We start from the raw sequence: 25,758 nt of genomic DNA, 5'->3' as shown, positions 1-25,758 counted from the left end.
TAAGAAAAGCCTCATCGAGTTGAAGAGAGCCCGTTCGCGCCGCGCAGGGGCTAAGAGAGGTATTGTGAGCGACAATCGAATCCCCAGCATCGAAGAGCAGGACGGTGACGGCGAAGTGCGCTACCGCATGCTCTATGAGTCGGCAGACAAGGTTTATATTCGCCATATCCGCGGCGTCTACACCCGGATCCGCAAATACACGGGCCTTCCTCTTCTGGCGGCCTATTTTTTCATCCCCTGGTTTAATATCGAGGGCCGTCAGGCACTTCACTTCGACCTCCCGGAGCGACAGTTCCACATTTTCTGGGCCACCTTCGGCCCCCAGGATGGCTTCCTGCTTGCGTGGCTGCTGATCATTGCCGCTTTTGGCTTGTTTGCGGTTACCACATGGCTGGGCCGGGTCTGGTGCGGATTTACCTGTCCGCAGACGGTGTGGACCATGATGTTTATCTGGGCCGAGCGGGTGTGTGAAGGAGACCGAAACCAGCGCATAAAACTGGATGCGGCGCCCTGGAGTGTGAACAAAGTGCTCCGCAAGGGGGGCACCCACGCCATCTGGGTATTGATCGCCTTTGCCACGGCACTGGCTTTTGTCGGCTACTTTTACGGGATTCGCGATCTGGTGGTGGATCTGGCGAGTTTTGAAGCCCATCCTCAGGCCGTTTTCTGGGTAGCTTTTTTCACCTTTGCCACATACTTCAATGCCGGTTTTATGCGCGAACAGGTGTGCAAGTACATGTGCCCCTATGCGCGCTTCCAGTCGGTGATGTACGACCGGGATACCCTGGCGGTCTACTACGATGCCAAGCGCGGGGAAACCCGTGGCCCCCGCAAAAAAAATATGGATTATCGAGCAGAGGGACTGGGCGATTGCATCGATTGTTCCTGGTGCGTGCAGGTGTGCCCTGTGGATATCGATATCCGTGACGGAATGCAGTACGAATGCATCAACTGCGGTCTGTGTGTGGATGCCTGCAACAGTGTCATGGACAAGATGGGCTATGAGCGTGGCTTGATCCGTTTCACATCGGAAGACGAACTGGAAACGGGTAAAACTAATTACCTGCGCCCGCGCCTGTTCGGTTACGCTTTTGTGCTGACGGCGATGGTTGCCCTCTTTACCCATCAGGTCGTCACCCGCAGCCCCATAGAGGCCGAGGTGTTGCGCGACCGGGGAGCGCGCCTGTTCCGCGAGTACCGCGGGGATATTCAGAACGTGTACACGGTCAAAATCAACAACATGGACCGGGATCCCCATGAGTTTTCTATCGCCGTCGAGGGCGTGGCTGGTTACGATTACTCCCTGCGCCGGCCGCGGGATATTTACCTGGAGGCGGGGGAAATCTTTGCGGTGCCAATTCGCGTAAGTGTGCCCAAGGACCAATTGAAAACCGCCAAGCACAATATCGTTATCGTCGTGCAGGCGGAGGATGATCCCGAACTGATAGACCGGCATCAGACGGTGTTTATCGGACCTAAGCAATAGACGTTGAGGCCCGCGGAAAGCGGGCCTTTAAATAAAGGTTTCACGGTCCGTAATTTTGGATAACACAATGAGTAAACACTCTTCAAAACCTTGGTATCGTGAGTTTTGGGTGTGGCTGGTGCTTTCGCCACTGATTTTGACCGTGGTAGTCAGTTTCGTGATGGTCTCCATCGCTGTGCGTCACGCGGACGACACTGTCAGCGACACCTACTACAAAGACAGCCGCCTGTATCACTTCACCGCAGACCAGGACAAGCGGGCCAAGGCTTTGGGGCTCGCGGGTATGGTGCGCTTCGCGCGCGCGGACAACACCATCACCCTCGAGCTGACAGGCGATCTGGACTACCCTCAGCGGTTGCTGCTGACACTCAGCCACCCGGTGGAGGCGGATCTGGACCGCCATATTCTGCTCGAACAGTTGTCGGTGGGCCGTTATACCGGCTCAGTGACCGGCGAGCTCAAGCACCGTTGGTACTTGCGTTTGATGCCTGAACTGAACCCGCAGGAGCACCAGAAAGCCGAGTGGCGTCTCAAGGGCGAGATCAACTTTGACCTGGGCGACTCCGCGCCGCTGAATCCCGCTATTCAATGAGTTCCACTGCCTGCTATCACTGCGGCCTACCAGTGCCCGCCGGCAGCAACTTTTCTGTGCGCATCGGCGGGGTAGAGCGTCCTATGTGCTGCCCTGGTTGCGAGGCGGTGGCCGGTGCCATCGTCGCCGGCGGTCTCGACAACTTTTACCGCTACCGGGACAGCCGAAACGAACGCCCGGAGGAGGTGCCGCCCGAGGATCGCTGGGCCGCTTACGACCTGGCGGAGGTACAGCGCCAGTATGTGCGCCCCTTCGGCGATGACGATCGCCAACTCGCCAGTCTGCTGATCGGCGGTATCAGTTGTGCCGCCTGTGTTTGGCTGATCGAGAAACATCTGGGCCAGCTCGAAGGGGTGGACAAGGTGTCGGTCAACGCCAATACCCAGCGCGCGCAGGTATGCTTTGATCCATCCGCAATACGACCCAGTCAGCTCTTCGCCGAACTGGCCCGCATCGGTTACCGGCCGGCACCGGCCACTTCGGCAAACAGCGAAGACCTGATCCAGCGCGAACAGCGAGCGGCTTTGCGCCGCCTGGGTGTTGCCGGACTGGGCACCATGCAGGTGATGATGTTTGCTGTAGCACTTTATTTCGGTGCCAGCAGCGGCATAGAGACCGAGCTGCAAAGCTACCTGCGCTGGGTGTCCCTGCTGGTGGCCACGCCGGTGGTGTTTTTCGCCGCGAGACCCTTCTTCTCCGCCGCCTGGCGCAGTTTGCGCGGGCGCAGCCTCAGTATGGACGTGCCGGTCTCACTAGCTATAGGCCTCGCTTATGTGGCCAGTTTTTATGCCACTGTTTTTGAAACCGGCGAAGTCTATTTCGAATCCATCTCCATGTTCACCTTTTTTCTATTGCTTGGCCGCACTGTGGAGATGCGCGCACGCCACCGCGCCGGTCTCGCCAGTGGCGGCCTGGCGCAGCTGTTGCCACTGACAGCGACAAAAGTTGAAAAGGGTGAAGAGAACAGTGTCCCGGTGGCGGCATTGGCCGCCGGCGACATCATACTGTTGCGCCCTGGCGACACCATTCCCGCCGATGGCGAGGTCATCGAGGGTGAGAGCGGCGTGGATGAGTCCCTTCTCAGCGGCGAGTCCGCTCCGCGTCAAAAGTCCCCAGGGAGCACGGTTTATGCTGGCAGCGTCAACAGTGACTCCTCACTTCTTGTGCGTGTGACGGCTGCCGGCCAAGCCACGCGCCTGTCCGCGATAGAGCGTCTGGTGGAGCGGGCTCAGTTGGAAAAGCCACGCCAGGTGGCTCTGGCGGATCGCGTTGCCGGCTGGTTCGTCGGCCTGGTTCTTGTCGCGGCGCTGACGGCGTTCGCCTTCTGGTGGCACCTGGACGCGGAGCGGGCCTTCTGGGTGGCCTTGTCGGTGTTGGTTGTCACTTGTCCATGCGCCCTGTCACTGGCCACTCCGGCGGCGGTCGCGGCGGCGACCTTGCGCCTGCAACAGATAGGTCTGCTGGTGGCCGCGGGCAATCTGTTGGAAACCCTTCCGCGTATTACCCGTGTCGTGTTCGATAAAACGGGCACCCTGACCCGCGGCGAACCTCACATAACGCAGATTGAACTTTTGCGCGACGGCTGGACAGAACAGCGGGTCAAGGACTGCGCTGCGGCGCTGGAATCCCACAGTAACCACCCGCTCGCTCGCGCCTTTCGGGCCTGGCGCGGCAATCTCGGCGCAAGCGAGCTCAGACTGCATACCGGGCAGGGTGTTGAGGGTGTTGTCGATGGCGAGCGGCTGCGCCTGGGGCGGGCGGACTTCGCTGTGCAGCCGACCGGCGCGGCGGCACCGGAAATTCCGGCGGCGGAAGGGCAGTGGCTCTTGCTCGCCGATACCGAGGGCCCTGTCGCCTGGATTGCGCTGGGCGACAGTCTGCGCCCCTCTGCGAGAGGGGCAGTGGCTCGGCTGCAAGCGGAAGGCCTGCACACGGAACTGTTGAGTGGTGATCAATCGGCGGAGGTGGCGCGCCTTGCCGCTGCCGCTGGAATCCGCGATTTCCGCGCGGGGGCTTCACCGGAAGACAAGTTGGCACATCTACAACAGTTGCAACGGCGTGGCGACAAAGTGCTCATGGTGGGGGACGGTCTCAACGACGTGCCGGTGTTGTCCGGTGCGGACGCCTCGGTGGCGATGCTGTCTGCTGCAGATCTCGCCCAGTCGCGGGCGGACGCCATCCTTTTGAACGGCGATTTGATGGTGCTGCCGGACGCCATTGCCCTGGCGCGCAAATGCCGGCGCATTGTGCGTCAGAACCTGACATGGGCCCTGGGATACAATGCTCTGGCTCTGCCTTTGGCAGTGTGCGGTCTGGTACCGCCTTGGGCGGCGGCTATCGGCATGTCGGCCAGCTCACTGATCGTGGTATTGAACGCATTGCGGCTTTCGCGCAGTCGTGTGGGCAAGCGCCCTGTTGGCAGCTCGTTGCCAACAGGGCAGGTTTCCTCGGAATCAACTAGTCGGGGTTAGTTTTGGACAGCCTCTATTTTCTGATCCCCATCGCCATTCTTTTTATTGGTCTCGCGGTGAAACTCTTTTTCTGGGCGGTGAACAGCGGCCAGTACGATGACTTGGAAACCGAAGGGAGGCGTATCCTCTTCGATGACGACGAGTCCGGCGTCGACGTGCCGGAGCAAGATGAGCGGGATGACTAATGGGAGACTGGGGATTTTTGGCTGCTGCGCTGGCCGTCGGATTTTTTGGCAGTAGTCACTGCATTGGCATGTGCGGCGGTGTGGCCTCCGCTCTGGGGATGGCGGTGCCGGGACGGCAGACTGCCTGGACGCCGTTGATCTGTTATTCCGCAGGGCGTCTCAGCAGTTACGCATTCATGGGGGCTCTGGCGGGGGCACTGGGGGCGGCGGCACTGCCGACACTGACGCCACTGCGCCTGCTTGCGGGGTTTATGCTGATCGCTATGGCGCTCTATATCGCGGGGATCTGGCGCGGCCTTGTCTGGCTGGAAAAAGGGGGGGCGCATCTCTGGCGTTACCTGCGCCCGCTGTCGGAAAAACTGCTGCCAGTGAAGTCCGCTCCCCAGGCACTGGCCCTGGGGGCGCTGTGGGGCTGGTTGCCCTGCGGTTTGGTCTACAGTGCGCTCACCTTTGCCTTGGCGCAGGGCAGCGCATTGCGCGCGGCGCTGGCAATGCTGGCGTTTGGCCTTGGCACAGTGCCCGCCATGCTCGCCACTGGCGCCGCCGCGGCACAGGTGCGTAGTTTTATGCAGAAACCGGCGGTGCGGCTGCTGTTTGCCGGCGCGATATTGCTGTTCGGTGGCTGGACTCTCTGGGGGGCGTTGGGGCACGGCGGCCACGCCGGTCATGACCACACGCCGGCGGTGGAAAGCATGGATCACCAACACCAAGAACACCAACATCACCACCATTAACAGCAGACTTTTTTAGCAAAACGTTTTGCTCTGACTGTGTCTCACTTCTTAGGTTGACGCGATTTTTTTCGCCGTTATGTGACCATCTGCACTTATTCGTAATCGCTGTCTGGTGCGAAAAAATAATCAGCGTTATCTTCTCTCGCGCACAGATGACAGCGTTATCATTTTTATTTTTGACAGCGCTGTCTGTGCGTCGGTAAACGGTGCTCAGCAGTCCCCACCGGCGAAACAGGGCGTTGAAGTGCTCGGATGCTAAAGGCGCATATTTGCATCAGTGTGGCTCGCTGGAGTGGTGGGGATGTGCAGCGGGATTGGTGTGCGCTGTTGCATCTTGTGGGGTATCTGCGCGGGCTTTCGCCGTTGGCTTATCGAACTCACTTTAAAAATACGGTGACATGCATGAAAACAATGACGTCTTTACGGTTGGGGGCCCTGGCGCTACTCGGCCTGATTACGGGACAGGCGTACAGCTACGATTGCGGAGGCGTACCTGTCTACGTGGACGGTTCCCCCTACAGCACGAACGATATTGTGCAGAATTACGACGTGGCCTATCGCTGTAAGGTAGGGGGCTGGTGTAGCCAGGGCGGCCCCTACGAGCCGGGTGGTAGCGCCGGATGGGCCTGGCCCGAGGCCTGGGAAGACATTGGGGCCTGTGACGGCGGTAGTGGTTCCTCTTCCGGTGGCACCTCTTCCGGCAGTTCTTCGTCGGGAAGTTCTTCCGGTTCCGGAGGCCCGGTTGACACTGGCAGCTGTGTCAGTCTGCCGCTGTGGTCTGCGACCGAGGTTTACGTTGGCGGAGACCGGGTCCAGTACCAGGGCAAGGAATATGAGGCCAAGTGGTGGACCCAGGGGGAAGACCCGGCCCAGTCTGGTGCGGAGGGTGTATGGCGGCTGATTGGGCAATGTGCCAGCGACTCCGGCAGCTCGTCTTCGTCCAGCAGTTCCGGCAGCAGCTCCGGCTCTGGTAGCGGTTCCGGCTCCGGCAGTGGTTCCAGCAGTGGCGGCGAGCGCCTGGGCGGCTACTTCGTGAACTGGGGCGTCTATGGCCGCAATTATCACGTGAAAAACATTGTCACCAGTGGATCTGCCGAGAAATTGACGCATATCTACTACGCCTTCGGCAATGTGCAGAATGGCAAGTGCACTATCGGTGATTCCTACGCAGACTATGACCGCTTCTACGATGCTTCCGAAAGTGTCGACGGCGTGGCCGATACTTGGGATACGGGCGCACTGCGGGGGTCTTTCAACCAGCTGCGCAAGCTGAAGCAGATGTACCCCCATATCAAGGTACTCTGGTCGTTTGGCGGCTGGACCTGGTCCGGTGGTTTCCCCCAGGCAGTGCAGAATCCTCAGGCCTTCGCCGATTCCTGTTACAACCTGGTTTTCGATCCGCGTTGGGCCGATGTATTTGACGGAATCGATCTGGACTGGGAATACCCCAATTCTTGTGGTCTGACCTGCGATAGCAGTGGTTTCTCCGCTTTTACCGAGATGATGGCAGCCATGCGCGCCCGTTTTGGTAACAAGCTGGTCACTGCGGCGATCACCGCAGACGGCAACACAGGGGGTAAGATCGATCAGGCGGACTACGCCGGTGCGGCGCAATATGTCGATTTCTACAACGTCATGAGCTATGACTTCTTTGGTGCTTTTGACGCCGATGGTCCCACTGCGCCGCATTCCGCATTGTATGACTACCCGGGTATCCCGACTCCCGGTTTCTACGCCGATAAAGCGATTCAGGCACTAAAAAGCAAAGGTGTTCCGGCACAAAAACTCAGCCTCGGTATCGGTTTTTACGGCCGCGGCTGGACCGGCGTCACCCAGTCGGCTCCTGGCGGCTCTGCTACTGGTGCGGCTCCGGGTACCTACGAGGCTGGTATTGAGGACTACAAGGTGCTTAAGAACACCTGCCCGGCTACTGGCACCGTTGCTGGCACGGCTTACGCGCACTGTGGCAACAATTGGTGGAGCTACGATACACCCTCTACCATTGCCGGAAAAATGCAGTATATCGCCGACCAAAATCTGGGAGGCTCCTTCTTCTGGGAACTTTCCGGCGATACGGCAGATGGCGAGTTGATTGAAGCCATGCACAGTAATCAGTAGATTGGTTTGGTTTCCGGAAAATATACTCGGAACCAAAGGGCCCCGATGGCAGGATGGCCGCGGGGCCCGGCAAAACAAAATTTATTTGACTGATTACCTGGCCGCGATATGAAAAAAAATAAAAAGCCCGCGGCGGCGGAAGCCGTCGAATGTCCCAAGTCACCCACCAGTGTTGTTATCAATCTGATCGCCCTTGGCATTTCTCTGCTGGCGGTGGTCTGGCTGCGCGAATACGGACAACAATTGCCCTCGCGCACAGCTGGTTTGATAGTGGTCTGCACAGCCCTGGCGGTGCCGATTATTCTGCTGGAGTGGTTGTTTCTGAAGCCTTACCGCAATGCGTCCGCAGGGTTGGATTTTTCCCGGCGCAAGCAGGGCAGCGCGCGGCGCGCGGCGGTGAAGCTGTTGGGCTTTTACGCCAGTGTGGGCCTGGTGGCCTTTGTTTACTGGCTGTTTCCCGAATATCACGGCTCTTTTTACGACAATTATTTTGCGGTGGTGAAAACGGTTCTGCCCTGGTGGCTGTTGCTGGCGGTACCTTATTTTTACTGGCTGGACGGGCACATGCTGAAACCCAGGGACGGCTATTGGCACTTGGGTAGCTGGCTGCTCGGCCGGCGCGATGATGTCGATGGCCGCGCCATTGGCCAATTGTTGCTGGGTTGGTTGGTGAAACTGTTTTTCCTTCCGCTGATGTTTGTCTATCTCGGCAATAACCTGACAACACTGCTCAATTTTGACTTTTCGCAGCTCGTGGGAAGTTTTCGCGCAGTGTTCGATTTCACCTTCAACTTTCTCTACTACATCGATTTGTTGTTCGTGACCGTGGGCTACGTGTGCACGCTGCGCCTGTTTGACTCCCATATCCGCACTGCAGAGCCGAGTTTTCTCGGCTGGGGGGTGGCGCTAATAGGCTATCAGCCATTCTGGGGCTCTTTTTCTGGTCTCTATCTCAAATACGATGAAGGGCCGGCCTGGGGTTATTGGTTCTGGAATACACCTTGGGCCTACAGCCTGTGGGGCAGCGCGATTCTTCTGCTGATTGCCATTTATGTGTGGGCGAGTGTGCCGTTCGGTATCCGCTTTTCCAATTTGACCCACCGCGGCATTCTCACCAACGGCCCATATCGCTACACCAAGCACCCGGCTTATGTCAGTAAAAATCTGTCTTGGTGGATGATTTCCATGCCTTTTATGGTCAGCACCACCGCGGATGAAGCACTGCGTCACTCGCTGCTGCTGTTGTTGGTGAATTTTATTTACTTCATGCGCGCCCGTACGGAAGAGCGGCATCTTTCTTGGGACCCGGACTATGTCGCCTATGCGCGCTATATCGAGCAGCGCGGATTGTTTGCCTTTGTCGGGCGCTGGTTCCCGCTGCTGCGATTCAAACCCGGGTGTTTGTTGAATGTTGGCGGCCAGCCCAGAGCCCAGGGGCAGGTGCACCCGGCGGCGCCGGAGCTGGCGACGAAATAAGGACAAGGATTATGAAAATGTTTTGGCTTGGCCTCACCGCTTTGGGGCTATGTGCGGCAAACGCCGCCGCGGTGGACTGCAGAAGTCTGCCCGACTGGGAGAACGCAGGCGTCTACGTGGGCGGAGATCAGGTTCGCCACCTTAACAATGCCTATACCGCCAAATGGTGGACTCAGGCCGAGGATCCAGCGACCCATTCGGGGACCTGGGATGTCTGGCGCTACGACGGTGCCTGTGATGGCGTTTCCTCCTCGTCGAGTTCATCTTCATCCAGTTCCTCAAGCAGCTCCTCCGGCAGCGGCTCGTCAAGCGGCTCTTCATCCAGTGGTGGCAGTTGCAGCTCACCGCAGTATGTCGATGGGGGGCGTTACAGCACTGGCGATTTGGTGCAAAACGTCGGATCGGAATTCCGCTGTGATGTGGGAGGCTGGTGCAGTCTGGGGGGAGCCTATGCGCCCGGTGTCGGCTGGGCTTGGGGGGAAGCCTGGACGCAGTTGGGGGACTGTGAGGGTAGCTCCAGCAGTTCTTCCAGCTCCTCTGGTAGCTCGGGCAGTTCTGGCAACCCCGGCAGTTCCGGCGGCAACAGTGGCTTGTTGCCGAAGCACGCGCTGGTGGGTTATTGGCACAACTTCAACAATGGCTCGGGTCTGTATCGTATCGCGGAAGTATCGGACGTATGGGATGTGATTGTCGTGGCTTTTGCGGACGATGCCGGCAACGGTAATGTCGCTTTCAATCTGGACGCGGGGCTGAACAAACAGCAATTTATTGATGATATTGCTGCCAAACGCGCCGCTGGCAAGATAGTGGTGCTGTCATTTGGTGGCCAGAACGGTACCGTGACGCTCAACAGTGCAGAGCATGTCACCAATTTCGTTAACAGCACCGCGGACATTTTGGATGAATACGGCTTCGATGGTATCGACATCGATCTCGAGTCAGGTGCCGGCGTTATGCATGGTGCGCCGGTGGTGCAGAATCTCGTCAGCGCGGTTAAACAGCTGAAAGCGCGCTACCCGAATATGTACTTGTCCATGGCGCCGGAACATCCTTATGTTCAGGGTGGCTATGTGGCCTACACGGGTATTTGGGGCGCATATCTGCCGATGATTGATCAGCTGCGCGACGAGTTGGATTTGTTGCATGTACAGCTGTACAACAACGGCGGCTTGTCCACCCCCTACCATTCCCAGGCCTATGCGGCGGGATCAGTGGATATGATGGTGGCTTCGGCGATGATGCTGATTGAAGGTTTCCCGCTCGGTGGAGGCTCGGCGGGTTATTTCGACGGGCTTCGCCCGGACCAGGTGGCTTTGGGATTGCCGTCGGGGCCCAGTGCCGCCGGGAGCGGACAGGCTGCCACCGCAGATATCAACCGGGCACTGGACTGCCTTACCGCGCGGGTTAATTGCGGCAGCCTGACGCCGAGTCAGGCCTGGCCGGATTTCAACGGCGTGATGACCTGGTCGATTAACTGGGATATGCACGACGGTGGAATCTTTTCCGGGCCGGTCGGCAGCCATGTACACAATCTGCCCTAAGCGGAAGTAAGAGAAAAAACGGGGCCGCGAGGCCCCGTTCTCAATTGCCGGCTAGGATCGGTCAACCATTTCCGGATGCCCCGCGCGCGCCGCGCAGTGGGCGCAGCAGTAGAATTTGCCCCCGGCTTCGGTTCCGTGGCCCAGGATACGGCAGTTGCACTGCTCGCACCTTGGCGCCAGGGCTTGGATGGCACACTCAAAACTGTCGAAGGTGTGCGTTATACCGCCCATAGTGATTTCCATCGTTTTGTCGTAGTCGTTACCACAGGTTTCGCAGCGGTTCATGACAGGAATCTCCGTGAAAGAAGGGACCAAATAAAGCTTAGGGAACGACTGCCTGAATCGCGAGGGTTGTATAGTGGGGAGGGGCGCCCGGACCTGGGGGCGGATACGAAAGTGCAAGTACACACCCGTGACGCTATGGGATACCTCCGTGTATCTGGCGGTTTTGCACTGATATCCCCTCCGCTTGTACGTGATTACGGGGCGCGGAGCCCCTCTACGTCAGGCGGTGATGCCGTCAGAGATCGATACGCAGGGAGAGGTCGATGGCGCGTAGATGTTTAGTCAGACTGCCGGACGAAATATAGTCCGCCTCCAGTTTCGCCAGCTGCTGTAAGCGGTCACTGTCGACACTGCCGGAAATCTCGATTTTGGCCTTGCCTTTGGCCAGGGAGAGCGCGGTCCGCGTGTCCTCGTCACTGAACTCGTCCAGCATAATTACGTCCGCGCCGCTGTCGAGTGCCTGGCGCAGCTCGTCGAGATTTTCCACCTCTACTTCGACCAGTGCTCCGGACTTGATCTTTTTGGCCTGGGCGATGGCCCGATCGATACCACCAGCGGCGGCGATATGGTTTTCCTTGATCAGGAAGGCGTCGTAGAGGCCAATGCGATGATTGTGGCAGCCCCCGCAGAGTACGGCGTATTTCTGTGCCGTGCGCAAGCCGGGAATCGTCTTGCGGGTGTCGAGTATCTTGATCTGAGTGCCCGCTGCCCGCGCCGCGTATTCCGCTGCGGTGGTTGCCGTACCAGAAAGGGTTTGCAGAAAATTCAGTGCGGTGCGTTCGCCGGTCAGAATGGCGCGGGCGTTGCCAGTGAGCTCGAAAAGCACCGCGTTGGCGGCCACTTGATCGCCGTCTTCGCAGTGCCAGGTCAGTTGCAAATCCGGGTCCAATTGGTGGAAAACCTCCTCCACCCAAGCGCGGCCGCAGACGGTGCATGCCTCACGGGTAATCACCCGCGCGCGGGCGCTCCGGTCTGCCGGTATCAGCTGGGCGGTGATATCGCCACTGCCGATGTCCTCCTCCAGTGCGGCTCTTACGGTGCGTTTGATATCGGAGATCAGGTTGGGAATAGGCGTGTCTTGTGGTTGCATGGGAAGACCTCGAATACGGTGGGCGAAGTGTACCTGAAACCCGATGGATTTGGACTCCGGGACGGCATTGTCATAACGCGGCGCCGCGGGTCGGGACAGGGGAAGTTGTGATGAATTTTCTGGCTGTCATCAGCTTGTGACAAGCGTCTCAATTACGCTGGTGCCCGTTGTTCAACCGTACCGAAACAGCGGTAGAATGGGCGTTGGCAATCAATCCGCCCGTGTGCGGTACAAACGGGTGAGCACAATATTGGACGCTTGCACGGCGCCCTGCGCGAAGCGCAATGGCAGGGCATAATTAGATACTATCGATAGAGCTGGGAGCCGGGGCGGTATCCCGAAGGCGGCTTGGCAATGAAAGATTCCAACAAGGTTGTTTCACTGGCGGAACGCTTGGATAGTTCTGCGCGCAAACCGGTGCGTCTGGCAGCGGCAGTGGTGGCTCTGCGTGATAAAGCGCGGGAGCTGCTGCAGGAGCAGGTCAAGCAGCTTTTCGGCAAGGTGGATGACTCTCTCTTTTCCATGGCGGAGCGGGCCCACGGGCAGGAAGAGCAGGATGGCCTTTTTCAGGCGCTGCGTTTGCTGCGGGTGGAGCGCCGCCATATTGTCGAGCGGTTTGCGGCCAATATCGATGCGGCGTTTCAGGTGTGTTCTCCGGAGCGGGAGAAAGAGGAGGCCTTCGCCTCGGATAATCTGTCGTTGGTACACAACGATGACCTGGAGCAACTGGTTGCCGCCGACACCATGGTGGCCAATGCCAAGCGCGATTGTGCCGAGCTCATCACGGAACTGTGCCTGCGCCTCGACACCCTCTATTCGGTCAAGATCTACGACAAAAACAACCCCCTGGGGCCCGATGCCATCTGCGACGCTTTTGTCGAGGCCGTGCGCCCACTGGATATTCATATTCGCGCGCGCCTGACCCTGCTGAAAAAATTTGAGCAGGGGGTGATGTCGCAGCTGAAGGATTTCTACGAACACTGCAATCAGCTGCTGGTGGAGCGCGGCGTCTTGCCGTCTCTGCGCGAGCAGCGTCGGGTCGCCCGGCAGCAGCGCAACGCGCCGCGCTCTGGCGGTGCTACTGGGGCCGGGGCAGGGCCTGTGCAGTCCGGAAGTACCGCGCCGACTCAAGGTGGTGGCCCTGTAAGCGCGGGGCATTTTCCACCGGGGCTGCTGCCCGCCACCGCTGGAATCGCCCCTATGCCGTCGTCGGACCTGCTGACGTATTTGGGTGAGCTACAAGGCAGTGCCCACAGCTTTCAGCCCGCGGACGAAGCTCAGCCTCTGAATGTTGGTGAGCTGCTGCAACAGCGCTTGGTTCAGGCCAACCAGGCCGCCTCTCTGGCCAAGGTAGACAGCGATATCATCAAGCTGGTGGAGATGCTGTTTTCCTTCATTCTCGAAGACCGCAATCTGGCCGATCCGATTAAGACGTTGCTTGCGCGGTTGCAGCTGCCACTGTTGAAGGTGGCCATTGCCGACAAGTCTTTCTTTAGCAAGGGCGGTCACCCCGCGCGCAAGCTGTTGAACGAGCTGGCCGACGCCGCGACCGGCTGGCAAGCCGGGGAAAATTTCGAGTCCGACCCGCTGTACCGGGAGATCAGTCAAGTGGTCGATCGCGTACTCAGCGAGTTCGACCAGGACGTCAACATCTTCTCGCTGCTGCTGGAGTCCTTCCGACAGTTTATTGCCCGTGAGCGCAAACGCGCGGAGATGCTCGAGCGCCGCGTGGTGGACGAAGCGGACGGGCGTGCTAAAACCCAGGCGGCGAGGGCGCGAGTGGCCGCGGTGATGGATGCCTTGGTCGCCGAACGGGAATTGCCGCAAGTCGTGCAGGACTGGCTGCACAAAGTCTGGAACAACGTCCTCTTTCTCACCTGTGTCAAGGAAGGGACAGAAAGCGAAGCCTGGAGCCGCGATGTGCGCACGGCCCGGGACCTGGTCTGGAGTGTGCTGGCTCCCATGCCCGACAGCCGCCAGCAATTGTTGGGGTTGTTGCCCACGTTACAGGAGCGGTTGCGCGAGGGTGTCGAGGCGGTTTCCTTAAACCCCTTCGAGGCGCGCACGCTGTTTTCCGGGTTGAAAGAGGTGTACCGGGAGCGCTTCGCGCTGGCCAAACAGCTCACCGAGGAGCGCGAGCGGCAAGTCAGGGAGCAGGTGGCCCAGGAAATGCGGGAAGCCGCGGAGAACACCTCTGAATCAGACGTCCAGCAGGCCCCGGAGATACCGCAAGAGGCGGTCTCCGTGCCGCAAATGGAAGAACTGGAACAGGTGGTCGCCGAGGCGGAAGTGGCCGCGCCCGAGGCGGAGCAGGGAGAAGCGCAGCTGCCGGAGAGCGACCCCCACTGGCAGATGACCTATCGCTTGGCGCAGGGCAGCTGGTTCGAACTTAAACGTTCGGACGACGAGCAGTTCCGCTGTCGCCTGGCGGCGGTCATTCGCGACATAGACCAGTTTATTTTTGTCAATCGCAATGGCGCCAAGGTGGCGGAGTTCTCTCGTCTGGAACTCGCCTATGCCTTGCGCGGAGCACAGTTGATGCCGCTGGATGACGGTATGTTGTTCGAACGGGCACTGCAATCCGTGATCGGGAACGTGCGCAAGAAACGCAGTGAGCAAAGATAACCGCTGCACTGCCATCTCACCTGGGATTTAAATATCCGCTGATCGGTTCTCCTGTCTGGGGGTGCGCGGGGCCGGTTGGCATCCCCAGCACCGCTTCCATAGAATGTGAACTCCCTGGCGCGATGTGGTGCGCGAGCCCCCGCGCTCTTTTCTGCCGAAGCGGAGACCTAGCGTGAAGTATCGACTGGAATCCGGTTGGTTGTCCGGCGCGCGCCGGGTGCCCAGCCCCCACTGCGACAGCCGGCCAGCGGATTGCTCCATAGACTTGCTGGTGATTCACTGTATCAGCCTGCCCCCGGGCCAGTATGGCGGCCGCTATATCGACGACCTTTTTCTCGGCCAGTTAGATGCAAGTGCCCACCCTTATTTCGCTGAGATCGAAGGGCTTCGGGTATCGGCGCATATTTTGATCGACCGCGAAGGCCGCGTTACACAGTATGTCCCCCTGGAGCTGCGCGCATGGCACGCTGGACAGTCGCAGTTCGAGGGCCGCTGCAACTGCAACGACTTTTCCATCGGCATTGAGCTGGAGGGATTGGACACGGATAGTTATACCGATGTGCAATACCGAGTGCTGGCGCAAGTGAGCGCGGCTATCATGGCATCTTATCCGGCAATCGACAAAAGCCGGATTACCGGCCACTCGAATATCGCACCCGGCCGTAAACTGGACCCTGGCCCAGGTTTTGACTGGGATCGCTATTTTCGAGAACTGGATCAAGCGGCCGTCGTTTGATCGTAGAACCTAGGTAGCCTCTGATTCATTCACACGGGAGTTGTAGTGGGGTGGGGCGTAGACATTGGGATGAGGGGCGAAAACACACGAGTAGGTCCCTGTGTCCGACAGTTTGGAAATGCCCATCCCACCACCGGAACTTCTCATTGGGCCTCAAAGTATCTTTGCCGTTATAAAACGGTTTAATCAGGGGCCCTAAGTGCTGGTGGCGCGGTAATAGTTTTTTCTGAAGCTCGTCGGCGTTATTCTTCTCAATCCAACTCAATCATGAGAACGATTATGGCACTGTTGATCGTGTTGCTGGCCTTGGGCCTAGTGCAGCTCTGGGGGTCCGGTGCGCCGCTGCACCGGGACGGATGGTTTCGATGGTGGCACGGGCAACTGGACAAGATAGAACTACTGCACAAGGACGCGGGATTGATGCTGGCGGCCTGCGTGTTGCCCCCGGTGCTGTTTTCCGCAGTATTGATGGTGCTGGCGGAAGCTCTCCTGGGGGGGCTGGGTTCCTTGCTGATGGGGGTTCCCCTGCTTCTCTACTGCCTGGGAAGGGGCAATTTTAGCGAAATCCTATCGAATTACCTGCGCAACTGGTACAAGGGCGACTTGGCCGCGGCCAGAGAGGCGGCGGCCCCACTGATGAAAGAATTGCACGAGGAGCCGGCGGACAGTCGGCATCTGCATGAGCAGGTGTTTCGCGGTGCGGCCTATTGCGCATTCGAACGCCTCTTCGCCGTACTCTTTTGGTTTTTCCTGCTGGGGATTCCGGGCGCTGTATTGTTCCGGCTGAGCGCACTCTACGCCGAGCTGTCCCGTGGCGGTAACGGAGGCGCCGCGGCCGAGCGTTGGCTGTGGCTTCTGGAGTGGCTGCCTGTACGGGTGATGGGATTCAGCTTTGCCATAGTGGGCAATTTTGTCGGCTGTTACCGAGCCTGGCGCCAGTGCCTCACCTGCCGGGAGCGGGATACCGACGAAGTGTTGGAGACCTATCTCGAGGGTGCGCTGGGCGGCATAGATGCCAGTGAGTGCAGCGCTGGTGCCGAAGTGGCTGAGGGGCAGCGAATCTGCGGTGCGCAATTGGAAGGGTTGCAGGCATTGCTTTCCCGTTCTCTGCTGTTGTGGATCACCGTTATGGCGCTGGCGGTGTTGTTTGGTTTTTGAGGTGCCACTGGCCGCTACCGCGCCTCGGGGAGGGCAGTCTGTCAGTGGATGAACGAATTACGTGGCGGACCTGAATTGCGGCCGCCCCTTCCACATAGATAGGTGACTTGACGGTTTTTGGATTCGCATGGGCGCGTAGTGGGCTTCGGGACGTCCATTCCATCACCTGAGCGGCTCATCTGGCCCAGAGCATCTTTACCGTTACCAAGCGACTTAAACAGAGGCTCTTTAATCCATTGCCCGAAGATCCGGCACAACGGTCGTGCCAGCGACTGCTCATGGGCCGTTTCGCAAGCTTCATGCGCTCTTCGGTGATAAGAGAATCTACGCCAAATTTGTAAAATTGTCCCATTTCCCTTCTTGACTTCATTCCATCCGCCTCCGATATTGCAGGGACTCTTTCCCAAGCCGGTGTAAAAAGCGTGCGGCTTTGACCGGTACCATAATAACGATACATCTGAGAGAGGAAACAAAGGTTGAAAGCGTCTGCGTTGGAATCTCAAGTAAGGTTGCCCCCGGAACCGGATAGCGGCTTCGATGCGGCGGCGCTGGTGGCAGGGCTGCGCACATTTTTTCGCAGCGGCACTACAGCTGATATCGGCTGGCGGCGTCGGCAGCTGGAACAGCTGCGCAGCATGTTGTCTGAAAACGAAGCCCGCTTTCTCGATGCGCTGGCGCAGGACCTGCACAAAGCGCCCCAAGAAGGCTATATGACCGAGATATCCGGTCTCTACGAAGATATCGCTCACACGCTGAAGTACTTGAAAAAATGGGTGCGGCCGCGCCGGGTCCCGACGCCGCTAATCGCCCAGCCGGCAAAGAGTTATACGTTGCCGGAACCCCTGGGAGTGGTGCTGATTATCGGGGCCTGGAACTACCCCTTGCAGTTGCTGTTATCGCCACTCGTGCCGGCTATCGCCGCTGGTAACTGCGCCGTATTAAAACCCTCCGAACTGGCGCCGGCCACGTCCCGGCTGGTGGCAGAACTGCTGCCGCGTTACCTGGATGGCGATGCGTTTATCTGTGTTGAAGGCGCAGTGCCGGAAACCACCGCGCTGTTGGAACAGCGTTGGGACCACATTTTCTACACCGGAGGCGGCCAGGTGGGGCGTATCGTAATGGCCGCGGCCGCCAAGCACCTGACGCCTGTAACACTGGAACTTGGGGGCAAAAGCCCATGTATCGTCGCCGACGATGCAAATATTGCGTTGGCCGCTCGGCGAATAGCCTGGGGCAAGTTTCTCAACGCTGGACAGACCTGCATTGCCCCTGATTATCTCCTGTGCTCCAAAACCACCGCCGACCGGCTGCTGCCGGAAATTGAAAAGTCTGTGCGCGCCATGTTCGGGGATGATCCTCGCAAGTCTCCGGATTACGGTCGCATCGTCAACAGTCGTCACGCTCACCGCTTGGCCAGCTACTTGAGTGATGGAGAAGTGGTTTTCGGCGGTCAAGTGGATGCCGATGCGCGCTATGTAGCGCCGACGCTGTTGCGCAACGTCGGCGTGGAGTCGGCGGTGATGCAAGAGGAGATTTTTGGCCCTGTGCTGCCGGTCGTGGAGCTGAATGATATTTCCGAGGCGGAAGCGTTTGTCAACGAGCGCGAAAAACCACTCGCACTCTACGTTTTCACCCAGAGCGATGCTACCGCCGACCACCTATTGGCCCGCTGTAGTTCCGGCAATGCTTGTGTCAATGATTGTGTAATGTTTATGGCAAACAGTGCCTTGCCGTTTGGCGGCGTCGGCGCCAGTGGCATGGGGGCTTACCATGGTGAACACGGTTTTCGCACCTTCAGTCATTTCAAGGCAGTGATGAAACGGCGCAATATCTTCGATTTGAGTATACGTTACGCCCCCTTCAGCGCCTGGAAATTTAAACTGTTGCGGCTACTGCGTTAAATTATCGGGGCACCGGAGCCGGGGCGCAGCCGTCAGGTTCGCTCCGGTTCCAGTCTCTGGCCATTCCAAGGAAATAATAACCTCTGCCTTCCCGATACCCCTTATGCAGAATGATCGCAATGATGTTCCCCGCAGCGCTGATGTCTTCACCGCGGCACAGCATATCGCCAGTTATATTCACCGTACGCCTCTGATTAGCAGCCGCCTGCTGAATACACTCAGCGGTGCCAACCTATGGTTTAAGTGCGAGCATTTGCAGAAGGTCGGTGCCTTTAAGGCGCGTGGTGTTTGCAACGCATTGGCGCAGGTACCATCAGAGGTCACTATGGTGGCCACGCATTCTTCCGGTAATCACGGCGCTGCGCTCGCCTGGGCGGCTGCGGAGCGCGGCTTGGCGTGCACGGTAGTGATGCCGGAGACAGCGCCTCAGGTCAAGCGCGCGGCGGTCGCTGCCTACGGTGCCGAGATTGTGATCTGCGGACCTTCGCAGGCGGACCGGGAGCGCGCGCTGGAAAGCGTGGTAGCTCAGACTGGAGCTCATGTGGTGCCCCCTTTCGATGACCGCCGCATTATTGCCGGGCAGGGTACCGTTGCCCTGGAGACCATACAGCAGTGCCGCGAGCGCGGCTTCACGCCGGATGTGCTGGTGGCACCGGTGGGTGGCGGCGGCCTATTGGCGGGGGTCGGCCTAGCGGTGGCAGCGCTGGCTCCGGATATTACGGTAATGGGGGCCGAGCCCGCCGGCGCCGATGACGCCCAGCGCTCTCTCCGTGGCGGGGTGCATATCACCGCGCCACAGGTGCCGGATACCATTGCCGACGGTTTGCGGACTTCCCTGGGGCGACGTAACTATGCGGTGATACGCCGTACCGTACGGGATATTGTCACGGTAACTGAGCATGGTATTGTCGAGGCCATGCGCATGTTGTGGATGTACACCAAACAGCTGGTTGAGCCGTCGGCGGCGGTCGGGCTGGCGGCGGTACTGGAGCACAGCGCGCGCTTTCGCAACAAAAATGTCGCCCTGATACTGACAGGCGGCAACATGGATTTGGATCGGGTTGCGGATCTTTTTTCCAGGGAGGAGCTGTCTTGAACGTTTCAGTACTGTTGCATCAATATCTCAGTTTGCTCCGTACACGGGTTGCTAAACTCGGGATTACTACAATACTAATGGTGATAACGCCTATGTCTTTTGCCGTTTCTTCCACTCCGGACTTTATTCTCACTTCGAAAACCCTGAAAGCTGGTGAGCGCATGCCCATGGCCCACGTTTTTGATGCCTGCGGTGGCGATAATATTTCTCCACAGCTCAGTTGGCAGGGCGCACCTGAGGGGACCGAGAGTTTTGCCCTGATGGTACATGACCCGGATGCACCCACAGGCAGCGGTTGGTGGCACTGGGTTATGTTCAATATTCCGGCAGATGCCACTGAGCTTCCCGAAGGGGCTGGCGATCTGAAAAACGGCCTGATTCCCGAAGCGATACAGGTCCGCAATGACTACGGCGCTCCCGGCTACGGCGGTGCCTGCCCACCGGAGGGGCACGGAGACCACCGCTATCAATTCCGCCTCTATGCGCTTAAGGTGGAGCAGTTGCCTCTGGACGATACCGCAACCCCGGCCATGGTGGGCTTTAACGTCAACGCCAATGCGCTGGCGGTAGCGGAGTTGGAGGTCGTCTACGGTCGTTGATTGCTGCGGACGAGTTTATTCACACAGAGATTATTCAGCGGCATGCCACAAAACAAACTCAGTTGGGGAGAGGCGCTGCAGGTTTATCTCAAGCCTCGCGTACTCGCCATGTTCTTCCTCGGTTTTTCCGCCGGACTGCCGCTGTTGCTGGTTTTTTCCACCATGACCGCGTGGCTGCGGGATTACGGTGTCAGCCGCACAGCCATTGGTTTTTTCGCCTGGGTGGGTATCACCTTTTCCATCAAGGTGTTATGGGCTCCGGTGATCGACTATTTGCGCCTGCCGCTGTTGACACGCTGGCTAGGGAAACGCCGCAGCTGGATGCTGGTCTCTCAGTTGGGGGTGGCTTTGGGCCTGCTGGGGATGGGCAGTTTGAATCCGCAGCTGGCATTGACTCAGGTGGCGGTACTGGCGGTGTGGGTAGCTTTCTGCTCTGCCTCCCAGGATGTGGTGATCGATGCCTACCGCATTGAAGCCGTGGATAAGGAACTGCAGGGGGCCATGGCCGCCAATTATGTCTTCGGATACCGGGTGGCGCTGCTGGTGGCTGGTGCGGGTGCTCTGTATATCGCCGAGCTGGCCAACTGGCCCATGTCCTATACCGTTATGGCACTGCTGATGGGGGTAGGGGTTATCACAACCCTGTTGGTGGCAGAGCCGGACCACTCGAAAGTGAAGGCGCAGGCGGCTTCTTTCCAGCACGCGTGGGTAGATCGGATGCTGGGCAGCGGTGAGCACGGCCCGCTTAAGGAATGGTTTGTACGCGCCGTCGCCTGTCCGTTTATTGAGTTTTTTGAACGCAACGGCCGCTTTGCGCTGGTGCTCTTGCTGTTTATTGGTATTTACCGCTTGAGCGATATCGCCATGGGGGTGATGGCCAATCCCTTCTATCTGGACCTGGGATTTAGCAAGAGCGATATTGCCGAAATCGGAAAAATCTTTGGCTTCTTCTGTACCATCATCGGTTCATTCCTGGGCGGTTTGCTGGTGGTGCGTTACGGCATTATGCGCCCCTTGATTCTCGGTGCGGCCATGGTGGCCGCCACCAATCTGCTGTTTGCCCACCTGGCTCAGGTGGGGCCGGACAAAGTCTGGTTGGCAGTGGTGATCAGCGCAGACAATATCAGCGGCGGTATATCCAACGCAGTGTTTATCGCCTATTTGTCGAGTTTGACCAATCAAGCTTATACGGCCACCCAGTACGCGCTCTTCAGTTCCCTGATGACCCTGCCGGGGAAATTCATCAGCGGTTTCTCCGGAGTAGTCGTGGATGCTCAGGGTTATGCTCAATTTTTCGTCTATGTCGCCCTGCTGGGTACCCCGGCGGTGATTCTGGCTGTTTATCTGTGGTGGCGCGACAGCCGCGGTTCTAAGGCTGCCAGCGGTACTTGAGCAGATCCACGCGCCCGTTGTGCAGAAAGATCCCCTCTCTTTCCAGCCGCGCTCTCTGCCGCGCCGCGTCTGGCTCCGGCAGTGATATACGCCCCTGGGCGTTAATGACCCGGTGCCAGGGCAGTTTGGTATCCCGTGGTAGTTTGCGCAATGTCTGTCCGGCGAGCCTTGCGGCGCGCGGATAGCCCGCCATTTGCGCCAAGTCACCGTAGGTGATTACGCGACCATAAGGGACTGTGGCCAGTACACGATAAATTCTGGTTGTGGCATCATTGCCCTCTGTTTGTGCGTCTGCTCTCACAAATAACTCCGCATTTCCAACTTCCCGATAACTCCAAGGCGCTTCCTGTGGTTCCAGTTGTACGAAAATTAACATCTCTTCTGCTTTTTTTACCGCTTTTTGTCTCCCTTAATGCCGCGGCGGGTGTCTTGACACTGGATAACGGTGACCGGGTGCACGGGGAATTGGTGGTTGTGGAGCGGGAACAGGTTGTATGGAAGTCTGAGAATTTTGGCGAGATTAAGGTGGACAAGTCCAAGGTATTGTCCATGGATGTGGATGTGGACCTGAAGATCGCCGGACGCGAAGGCCCTTGTGCACTGGTTGGACACCGCCGCGAGCAGTGGGAGCTATACTGCGACGAAGGCGCGGGCTGGGTGATGGATTTTCCCGCTGTCGACCGGGCTGAACCCTATATCAATTTTGTCGGCAACCCGGTGGTCTTTCACGGCAAGGTCAGTGCCGGTGGCGTTTTCGAAAGTGGCAACCGCGAACGCGAAGATCTCGATACGAGTATCAATCTGGACATCCGTAATGGCGATTTCCACCATCTGATTAATTTCCTTTATCAGAATCAGACAGATAGTGAAGTGGAGGGGCTGGAAAAATACCAGCTGGGCTATAACCTGCGCTGGATTTTTGCCGAAAGGTGGTTTGCCGCCGCCAATAGCGCAGTGGAACGGGAAGAAGCGCGCAACCTGGATCTGGGCACCACTCTGGGTCTTGGTCTAGGTTATCTCTTTTTTGACACCGCAAAGACGGCCTTTTCCCTGCAAGGCGGTATCAGCAGCCTACAGGAAGACTTTATCGATACTGATTTGAGTGAGGACCAGGATGACAGTTTCGCAGCCGGGCGTTTGGCACTGAATTACCGCTACAAATTCGCGCTTGGGCCTGAAGTCTATCTGGACCAGGAAACATTGCAGTCCCTCGATCGCAGTGACGACTACCAGGCCACAGCCAAGTTTGGCGTGCGCACCCCGCTGGTAGAGGGAGTGCTGATGGAAATCGCCTACCACTGGCTATATGACAATACGCCATCACTGGACTTGGAAAAAGAGGATACCAAGGTGACGGTTGGTGTCGGTTACCAGTGGTAGTTGTGAATTTCCGGTGCTTTGGACCAAGTGCTGGTAAATCTGCCTTGAAGGCTTAAAGATACGTCGTTATTGGCTGAGGAAGCCCGGTGGTGAGGCGATGTGCCCGCCTCGGAGTTGATCACCCTCCCCGCAATTTACCCAAGGGGAGCACAAAAATAATGAAGATTAGAAAGAGGAATCCAAAATGCAAATCGCCAACAGCGTAGTAGCTATCACCGGTGCCGGTCGGGGACTCGGCCGCGCCACTGCCGAATATCTCGCCGAGCGCGGTGCACGTTTGGCACTGATCGATTTAAACGAAGATGATCTGAAGGCGAGTGTCGAGGCCTGCGCGCAACACGGTGCAGAAGTACGCAGCTATGGAATCAACGTGGCTGTGGAAGAAGAAGTGGACAGCGGTTTTGCCAAAATCGCCGAAGACTTTGGCGGCCTGCAGGTGCTGGTGAACAACGCCGGCATTATGCGCGACGGTATGCTGCTGAAAGTCAAAGACGGCAAAGTGACCGATCGCATGTCCCTCGCTCAGTGGCAGTCGGTGATCGATGTCAACTTGACCGGCGTCTTCCTCTGTGGCCGCGCCGCTGCGGCGATCATGGCCGAGCGCGGGGAAGGCGGTGTGATTGTGAATATTTCCAGCCTTTCCCGAGCCGGCAATATGGGGCAGACGAATTATTCTGCCAGTAAGGCCGGCGTTGCCGCTATGACCGTCACTTGGGCGCGGGAGCTGGCTCGCTACGGCATCCGCGCAGCCGCGATTGCACCAGGCTTCATCAATACGGATATGGTTGCGCAGATGCGCCCTGAGATCCTCGATAGCCTGGTGAAGCAGGTGCCTCTGCGCCGCCTGGGTGAGCAGGAGGAAATCGCTTCTACGGTAGCGTTTATTCTGGAGAACGACTTCGTTTCCGGTCGGGTACTGGATATCGATGGCGGCGCGCGCATATGATCCCACATTGAGGATAATGCGCTGTGGAAAAAAACTGCGGCCGCGATCGCGGCCGCATCTATACCCCCTCAGGAAACCCGCTCAATACCACCCTGCAACCGATCTGAAAACATCCACTGCCACAGCTGAATATACCGGGCGCGGAAGGCGCCGGCGCAGGACAGCAGGTAGTAGCGCCACATGCGGTAGAACTGCTGTCCATATTGCTCTGCGAAACGCTCCCAGTGCCGTTCAAAATTGGCGTGCCATGCCAGTAGGGTCTTCTCGTAGTCACTGCCGAAGTTGTGCATATCCTCGCAAACCAGCAGATTGTCCGCCGCGTCGGTGATCTGGCCCGCGGAGGGAAGTTCACCGTTGGGGAAGATGTACTTCTCTATCCAGGGGTCAGTTGTTGAGTGGCGCAGGTTTTTGCCGATGGTATGCAGCAGCATCAGGCCGTCCTTTTTCAGGCAGCGCTTAACCACGCGCATAAAGGTGCGGTGATTCTTGCGCCCGACATGCTCAAACATGCCCACGCTGGCGATGCGGTCGAAGGGTTGATCCAGGCTGCGGTAGTCCCGCAGGTGCACGGTAATCGGCAAGTCCGCATAAGTTTCGGCGATATAGTTGCTCTGCTCGCGGGAGACGGTCACTCCGACGCATTCGACCCCGTAGTTCTTTGCCGCGTAACTGATCAGGCTGCCCCAGCCGCAGCCGATGTCCAGAAGGCGCATACCTGGCTTCAGACCCAGCTTGCGACAGATCAGATCCAGCTTGGCTGTTTGTGCCTCCTCCAGTGTCTTTGCCTCGCGCCAGTAGCCGCAACTATAAGTCATGCGGCTGTCGAGCATGGCCTGATAGAAGTCATTGCCCAGATCGTAGTGGTGTTCACCCACCTTGAACGCACGGCGCCGGCTCTGCAAGTTGATCAGATAACTGCGCAGGATGCGCCCGGCATTGCGCCAGGGCTTGATATAACGGGGCAGGTCCGCGGTGAGAATGCGGTAGAAGAACTGGTCGAGGGATGGGACATCCCAGTCCCCGCGCATATAGGTCTCGCCCAAGCCCAGACTGTGACGTGCAACGATTTCGTCCAGTGCCTCCGCCCGGTGCAGGCGCATATCCCAGGGTCTGTCCCCGTTGATACGGATATCCGCTTCACCGAACACCTCGTCCAGCAAATGGCGGCTGCGGCCGACTGCGGGTACTTCCATGGTGTCTTGCTGCTCAGTTGCCATCGTTGGCCTCCTTGGCTCAATTGACGCTATGGCGCGCCGAGTTGAATGCGGCGCCCTTGAAGAATTTGCCACCTCACTCCATTTACTACAGCATATCGAAAATACCCAGTTTCGCCCGTTTCTCCAAACAAGCTGAAAGGAACCCCGAATGCGCCCACTGCTGTTGTTGTTCATCGCCATGCCCATCCTGGAGATGTGGCTCTTGATTACCGTGGGCAGCGAGATCGGCGCACTGCCCACCATTGGCTTGGTGCTGTTCACCGCGGTACTGGGGATGGCACTGCTGCGCCGCCAGGGGCTTTCCACAGTGATGCGGGCCCGCCAGAAGGCCGAGGCTGGTGAATTGCCGGCGCGGGAGATGGTGGAAGGAATTTTCCTCGCCGTGGGCGGTGTGCTGTTGTTAACCCCCGGCTTTATTACAGACCTGCTCGGTTTTGCCTGTTTGGTCCCAGGACTGCGCCAGCTGCTGCTGGTACGCCTGTTGCGGCACGTCACTATCGTGGGAACCAGCTATACAGCCCGTGGAGCGCGGCCAGATGATCGATTCAACGATCACAATGTGATCGAGGGGGACTACTCCCGCGATGAGAGTCACTCCAGCAAGGGAGATAAGCGTGACCCTGATTGAGTTGTACAAAAAATAAACTTCTGTGGCATGACAGTCACAACCCCGCAGTTTTTTTTCCTGCCGCTGTTGAAATCCTCATGAGTGCCCATAGATAGGGTCCAC

General features: G+C 58.3%; 22 protein-coding genes. 18 read left to right on the top strand and 4 right to left on the bottom strand.

All coding sequences use genetic code 11. The features are described 5' to 3' along the window. The first annotated feature begins 64 nt into the window (after positions 1-64). From ccoG to A3224_RS11035, 8 genes are all read left to right on the top strand, one after another. Positions 65-1,486 carry a cytochrome c oxidase accessory protein CcoG gene (ccoG, locus tag A3224_RS11070; RefSeq protein WP_067154460.1) on the top strand — a complete coding sequence of 474 codons (1,422 nt, stop codon included), beginning with the start codon at positions 65-67 and terminating at the stop codon, positions 1,484-1,486. Between the two features lie 67 nt (positions 1,487-1,553). Beyond that, a complete protein-coding gene (locus A3224_RS11065) occupies positions 1,554-2,078 on the top strand; it encodes a FixH family protein (protein ID WP_067154458.1) in 525 nt (174 codons plus the stop codon). Continuing rightward, positions 2,075-4,549, top strand: coding sequence for a heavy metal translocating P-type ATPase (locus tag A3224_RS11060; RefSeq protein WP_082817499.1), 2,475 nt, complete (start codon positions 2,075-2,077; stop codon positions 4,547-4,549). Before A3224_RS11065 ends, A3224_RS11060 begins: the two co-directional genes overlap by 4 nt. Positions 4,550-4,551: 2 nt before the next feature. Beyond that, a complete protein-coding gene (gene ccoS / locus A3224_RS11055) occupies positions 4,552-4,734 on the top strand; it encodes a cbb3-type cytochrome oxidase assembly protein CcoS (RefSeq protein ID WP_067154455.1) in 183 nt (60 codons plus the stop codon). Then, positions 4,734-5,468: a sulfite exporter TauE/SafE family protein gene (locus tag A3224_RS11050; protein ID WP_067154452.1), complete on the top strand. Its 735-nt coding sequence runs from the start codon at positions 4,734-4,736 to the stop codon at positions 5,466-5,468. The genes ccoS and A3224_RS11050 overlap by 1 nt, the downstream gene beginning before the upstream one ends. A gap of 402 nt (positions 5,469-5,870) precedes the next feature. After that, on the top strand, positions 5,871-7,586 hold the full coding sequence (locus A3224_RS11045) for a glycosyl hydrolase family 18 protein (RefSeq protein WP_067154449.1): 1,716 nt from the start codon (positions 5,871-5,873) through the stop codon (positions 7,584-7,586). Between the two features lie 108 nt (positions 7,587-7,694). Beyond that, a complete protein-coding gene (locus A3224_RS11040; protein WP_082817498.1) occupies positions 7,695-9,062 on the top strand; it encodes an isoprenylcysteine carboxylmethyltransferase family protein in 1,368 nt (455 codons plus the stop codon). An 11-nt stretch (positions 9,063-9,073) separates the two neighbouring features. After that, positions 9,074-10,603: a glycosyl hydrolase family 18 protein gene (locus A3224_RS11035; protein ID WP_067154446.1), complete on the top strand. Its 1,530-nt coding sequence runs from the start codon at positions 9,074-9,076 to the stop codon at positions 10,601-10,603. A gap of 51 nt (positions 10,604-10,654) precedes the next feature. On the opposite strand, the gene A3224_RS11030 is transcribed toward A3224_RS11035, so the two are convergent. Both A3224_RS11030 and nadC read right to left on the bottom strand, forming a co-directional pair. Further along, on the bottom strand, positions 10,655-10,888 hold the full coding sequence (locus A3224_RS11030; RefSeq protein WP_067154444.1) for a hypothetical protein: 234 nt from the start codon (positions 10,886-10,888) through the stop codon (positions 10,655-10,657). Positions 10,889-11,123: 235 nt separating this feature from the next. Next, positions 11,124-11,978, bottom strand: a complete 855-nt coding sequence (gene nadC, locus A3224_RS11025; RefSeq protein ID WP_067154441.1) for a carboxylating nicotinate-nucleotide diphosphorylase — start codon at positions 11,976-11,978, stop codon at positions 11,124-11,126. Positions 11,979-12,332: 354 nt separating this feature from the next. Between nadC and A3224_RS11020 the strand changes: the two genes are divergently transcribed. From A3224_RS11020 to A3224_RS10990, 7 genes are all read left to right on the top strand, one after another. Continuing rightward, on the top strand, positions 12,333-14,603 hold the full coding sequence (locus tag A3224_RS11020; RefSeq protein ID WP_067154439.1) for a DUF1631 domain-containing protein: 2,271 nt from the start codon (positions 12,333-12,335) through the stop codon (positions 14,601-14,603). A gap of 172 nt (positions 14,604-14,775) precedes the next feature. Beyond that, a complete protein-coding gene (gene ampD, locus A3224_RS11015; RefSeq protein ID WP_067154436.1) occupies positions 14,776-15,339 on the top strand; it encodes a 1,6-anhydro-N-acetylmuramyl-L-alanine amidase AmpD in 564 nt (187 codons plus the stop codon). A 279-nt stretch (positions 15,340-15,618) separates the two neighbouring features. Then, entirely contained in the window at positions 15,619-16,497 is an 879-nt protein-coding gene (gene ampE, locus A3224_RS11010) for a regulatory signaling modulator protein AmpE (RefSeq protein ID WP_067154433.1), read from the top strand. Between the two features lie 476 nt (positions 16,498-16,973). Continuing rightward, the gene (locus tag A3224_RS11005) at positions 16,974-18,398 is read left to right on the top strand and encodes an aldehyde dehydrogenase family protein (RefSeq protein WP_082817497.1); all 1,425 of its coding nucleotides are present in this window, start codon (positions 16,974-16,976) and stop codon (positions 18,396-18,398) included. Between the two features lie 103 nt (positions 18,399-18,501). Continuing rightward, positions 18,502-19,494 (top strand): threonine ammonia-lyase, encoded by a 993-nt coding sequence (locus A3224_RS11000; protein ID WP_067154430.1) that lies wholly within the window; start codon positions 18,502-18,504, stop codon positions 19,492-19,494. Positions 19,495-19,586: 92 nt separating this feature from the next. Next, on the top strand, positions 19,587-20,093 hold the full coding sequence (locus A3224_RS10995) for a YbhB/YbcL family Raf kinase inhibitor-like protein (RefSeq protein WP_231902368.1): 507 nt from the start codon (positions 19,587-19,589) through the stop codon (positions 20,091-20,093). Between the two features lie 42 nt (positions 20,094-20,135). Beyond that, entirely contained in the window at positions 20,136-21,485 is a 1,350-nt protein-coding gene (locus tag A3224_RS10990) for an AmpG family muropeptide MFS transporter (protein ID WP_067154424.1), read from the top strand. Here the strand turns inward: A3224_RS10990 and A3224_RS10985 are convergent. After that, a complete protein-coding gene (locus A3224_RS10985) occupies positions 21,463-21,786 on the bottom strand; it encodes an MGMT family protein (protein WP_067154421.1) in 324 nt (107 codons plus the stop codon). The genes A3224_RS10990 and A3224_RS10985 overlap by 23 nt on opposite strands. A 128-nt stretch (positions 21,787-21,914) precedes the next feature. Between A3224_RS10985 and A3224_RS10980 the strand changes: the two genes are divergently transcribed. Both A3224_RS10980 and A3224_RS10975 read left to right on the top strand, forming a co-directional pair. Then, positions 21,915-22,865 (top strand): DUF481 domain-containing protein, encoded by a 951-nt coding sequence (locus tag A3224_RS10980; protein WP_231902367.1) that lies wholly within the window; start codon positions 21,915-21,917, stop codon positions 22,863-22,865. Between the two features lie 184 nt (positions 22,866-23,049). Further along, complete coding sequence (locus tag A3224_RS10975; RefSeq protein WP_067154418.1) at positions 23,050-23,811, top strand: SDR family oxidoreductase; 762 nt, start codon at positions 23,050-23,052, stop codon at positions 23,809-23,811. 68 nt (positions 23,812-23,879) lie between these two features. Here A3224_RS10975 and cfa read toward each other — a convergent pair whose 3' ends face one another. After that, positions 23,880-25,028, bottom strand: a complete 1,149-nt coding sequence (gene cfa, locus A3224_RS10970; protein WP_067154415.1) for a cyclopropane fatty acyl phospholipid synthase — start codon at positions 25,026-25,028, stop codon at positions 23,880-23,882. Between the two features lie 148 nt (positions 25,029-25,176). Between cfa and A3224_RS10965 the strand changes: the two genes are divergently transcribed. Beyond that, entirely contained in the window at positions 25,177-25,656 is a 480-nt protein-coding gene (locus tag A3224_RS10965; protein ID WP_067154412.1) for an FxsA family protein, read from the top strand. Positions 25,657-25,758 lie beyond the last annotated feature (102 nt).

The sequence above is a fragment of the Microbulbifer thermotolerans genome, from assembly GCF_001617625.1.
Lineage (GTDB): Bacteria > Pseudomonadota > Gammaproteobacteria > Pseudomonadales > Cellvibrionaceae > Microbulbifer > Microbulbifer thermotolerans.
This window is presented reverse-complemented; position numbering and strand designations above follow the sequence as displayed.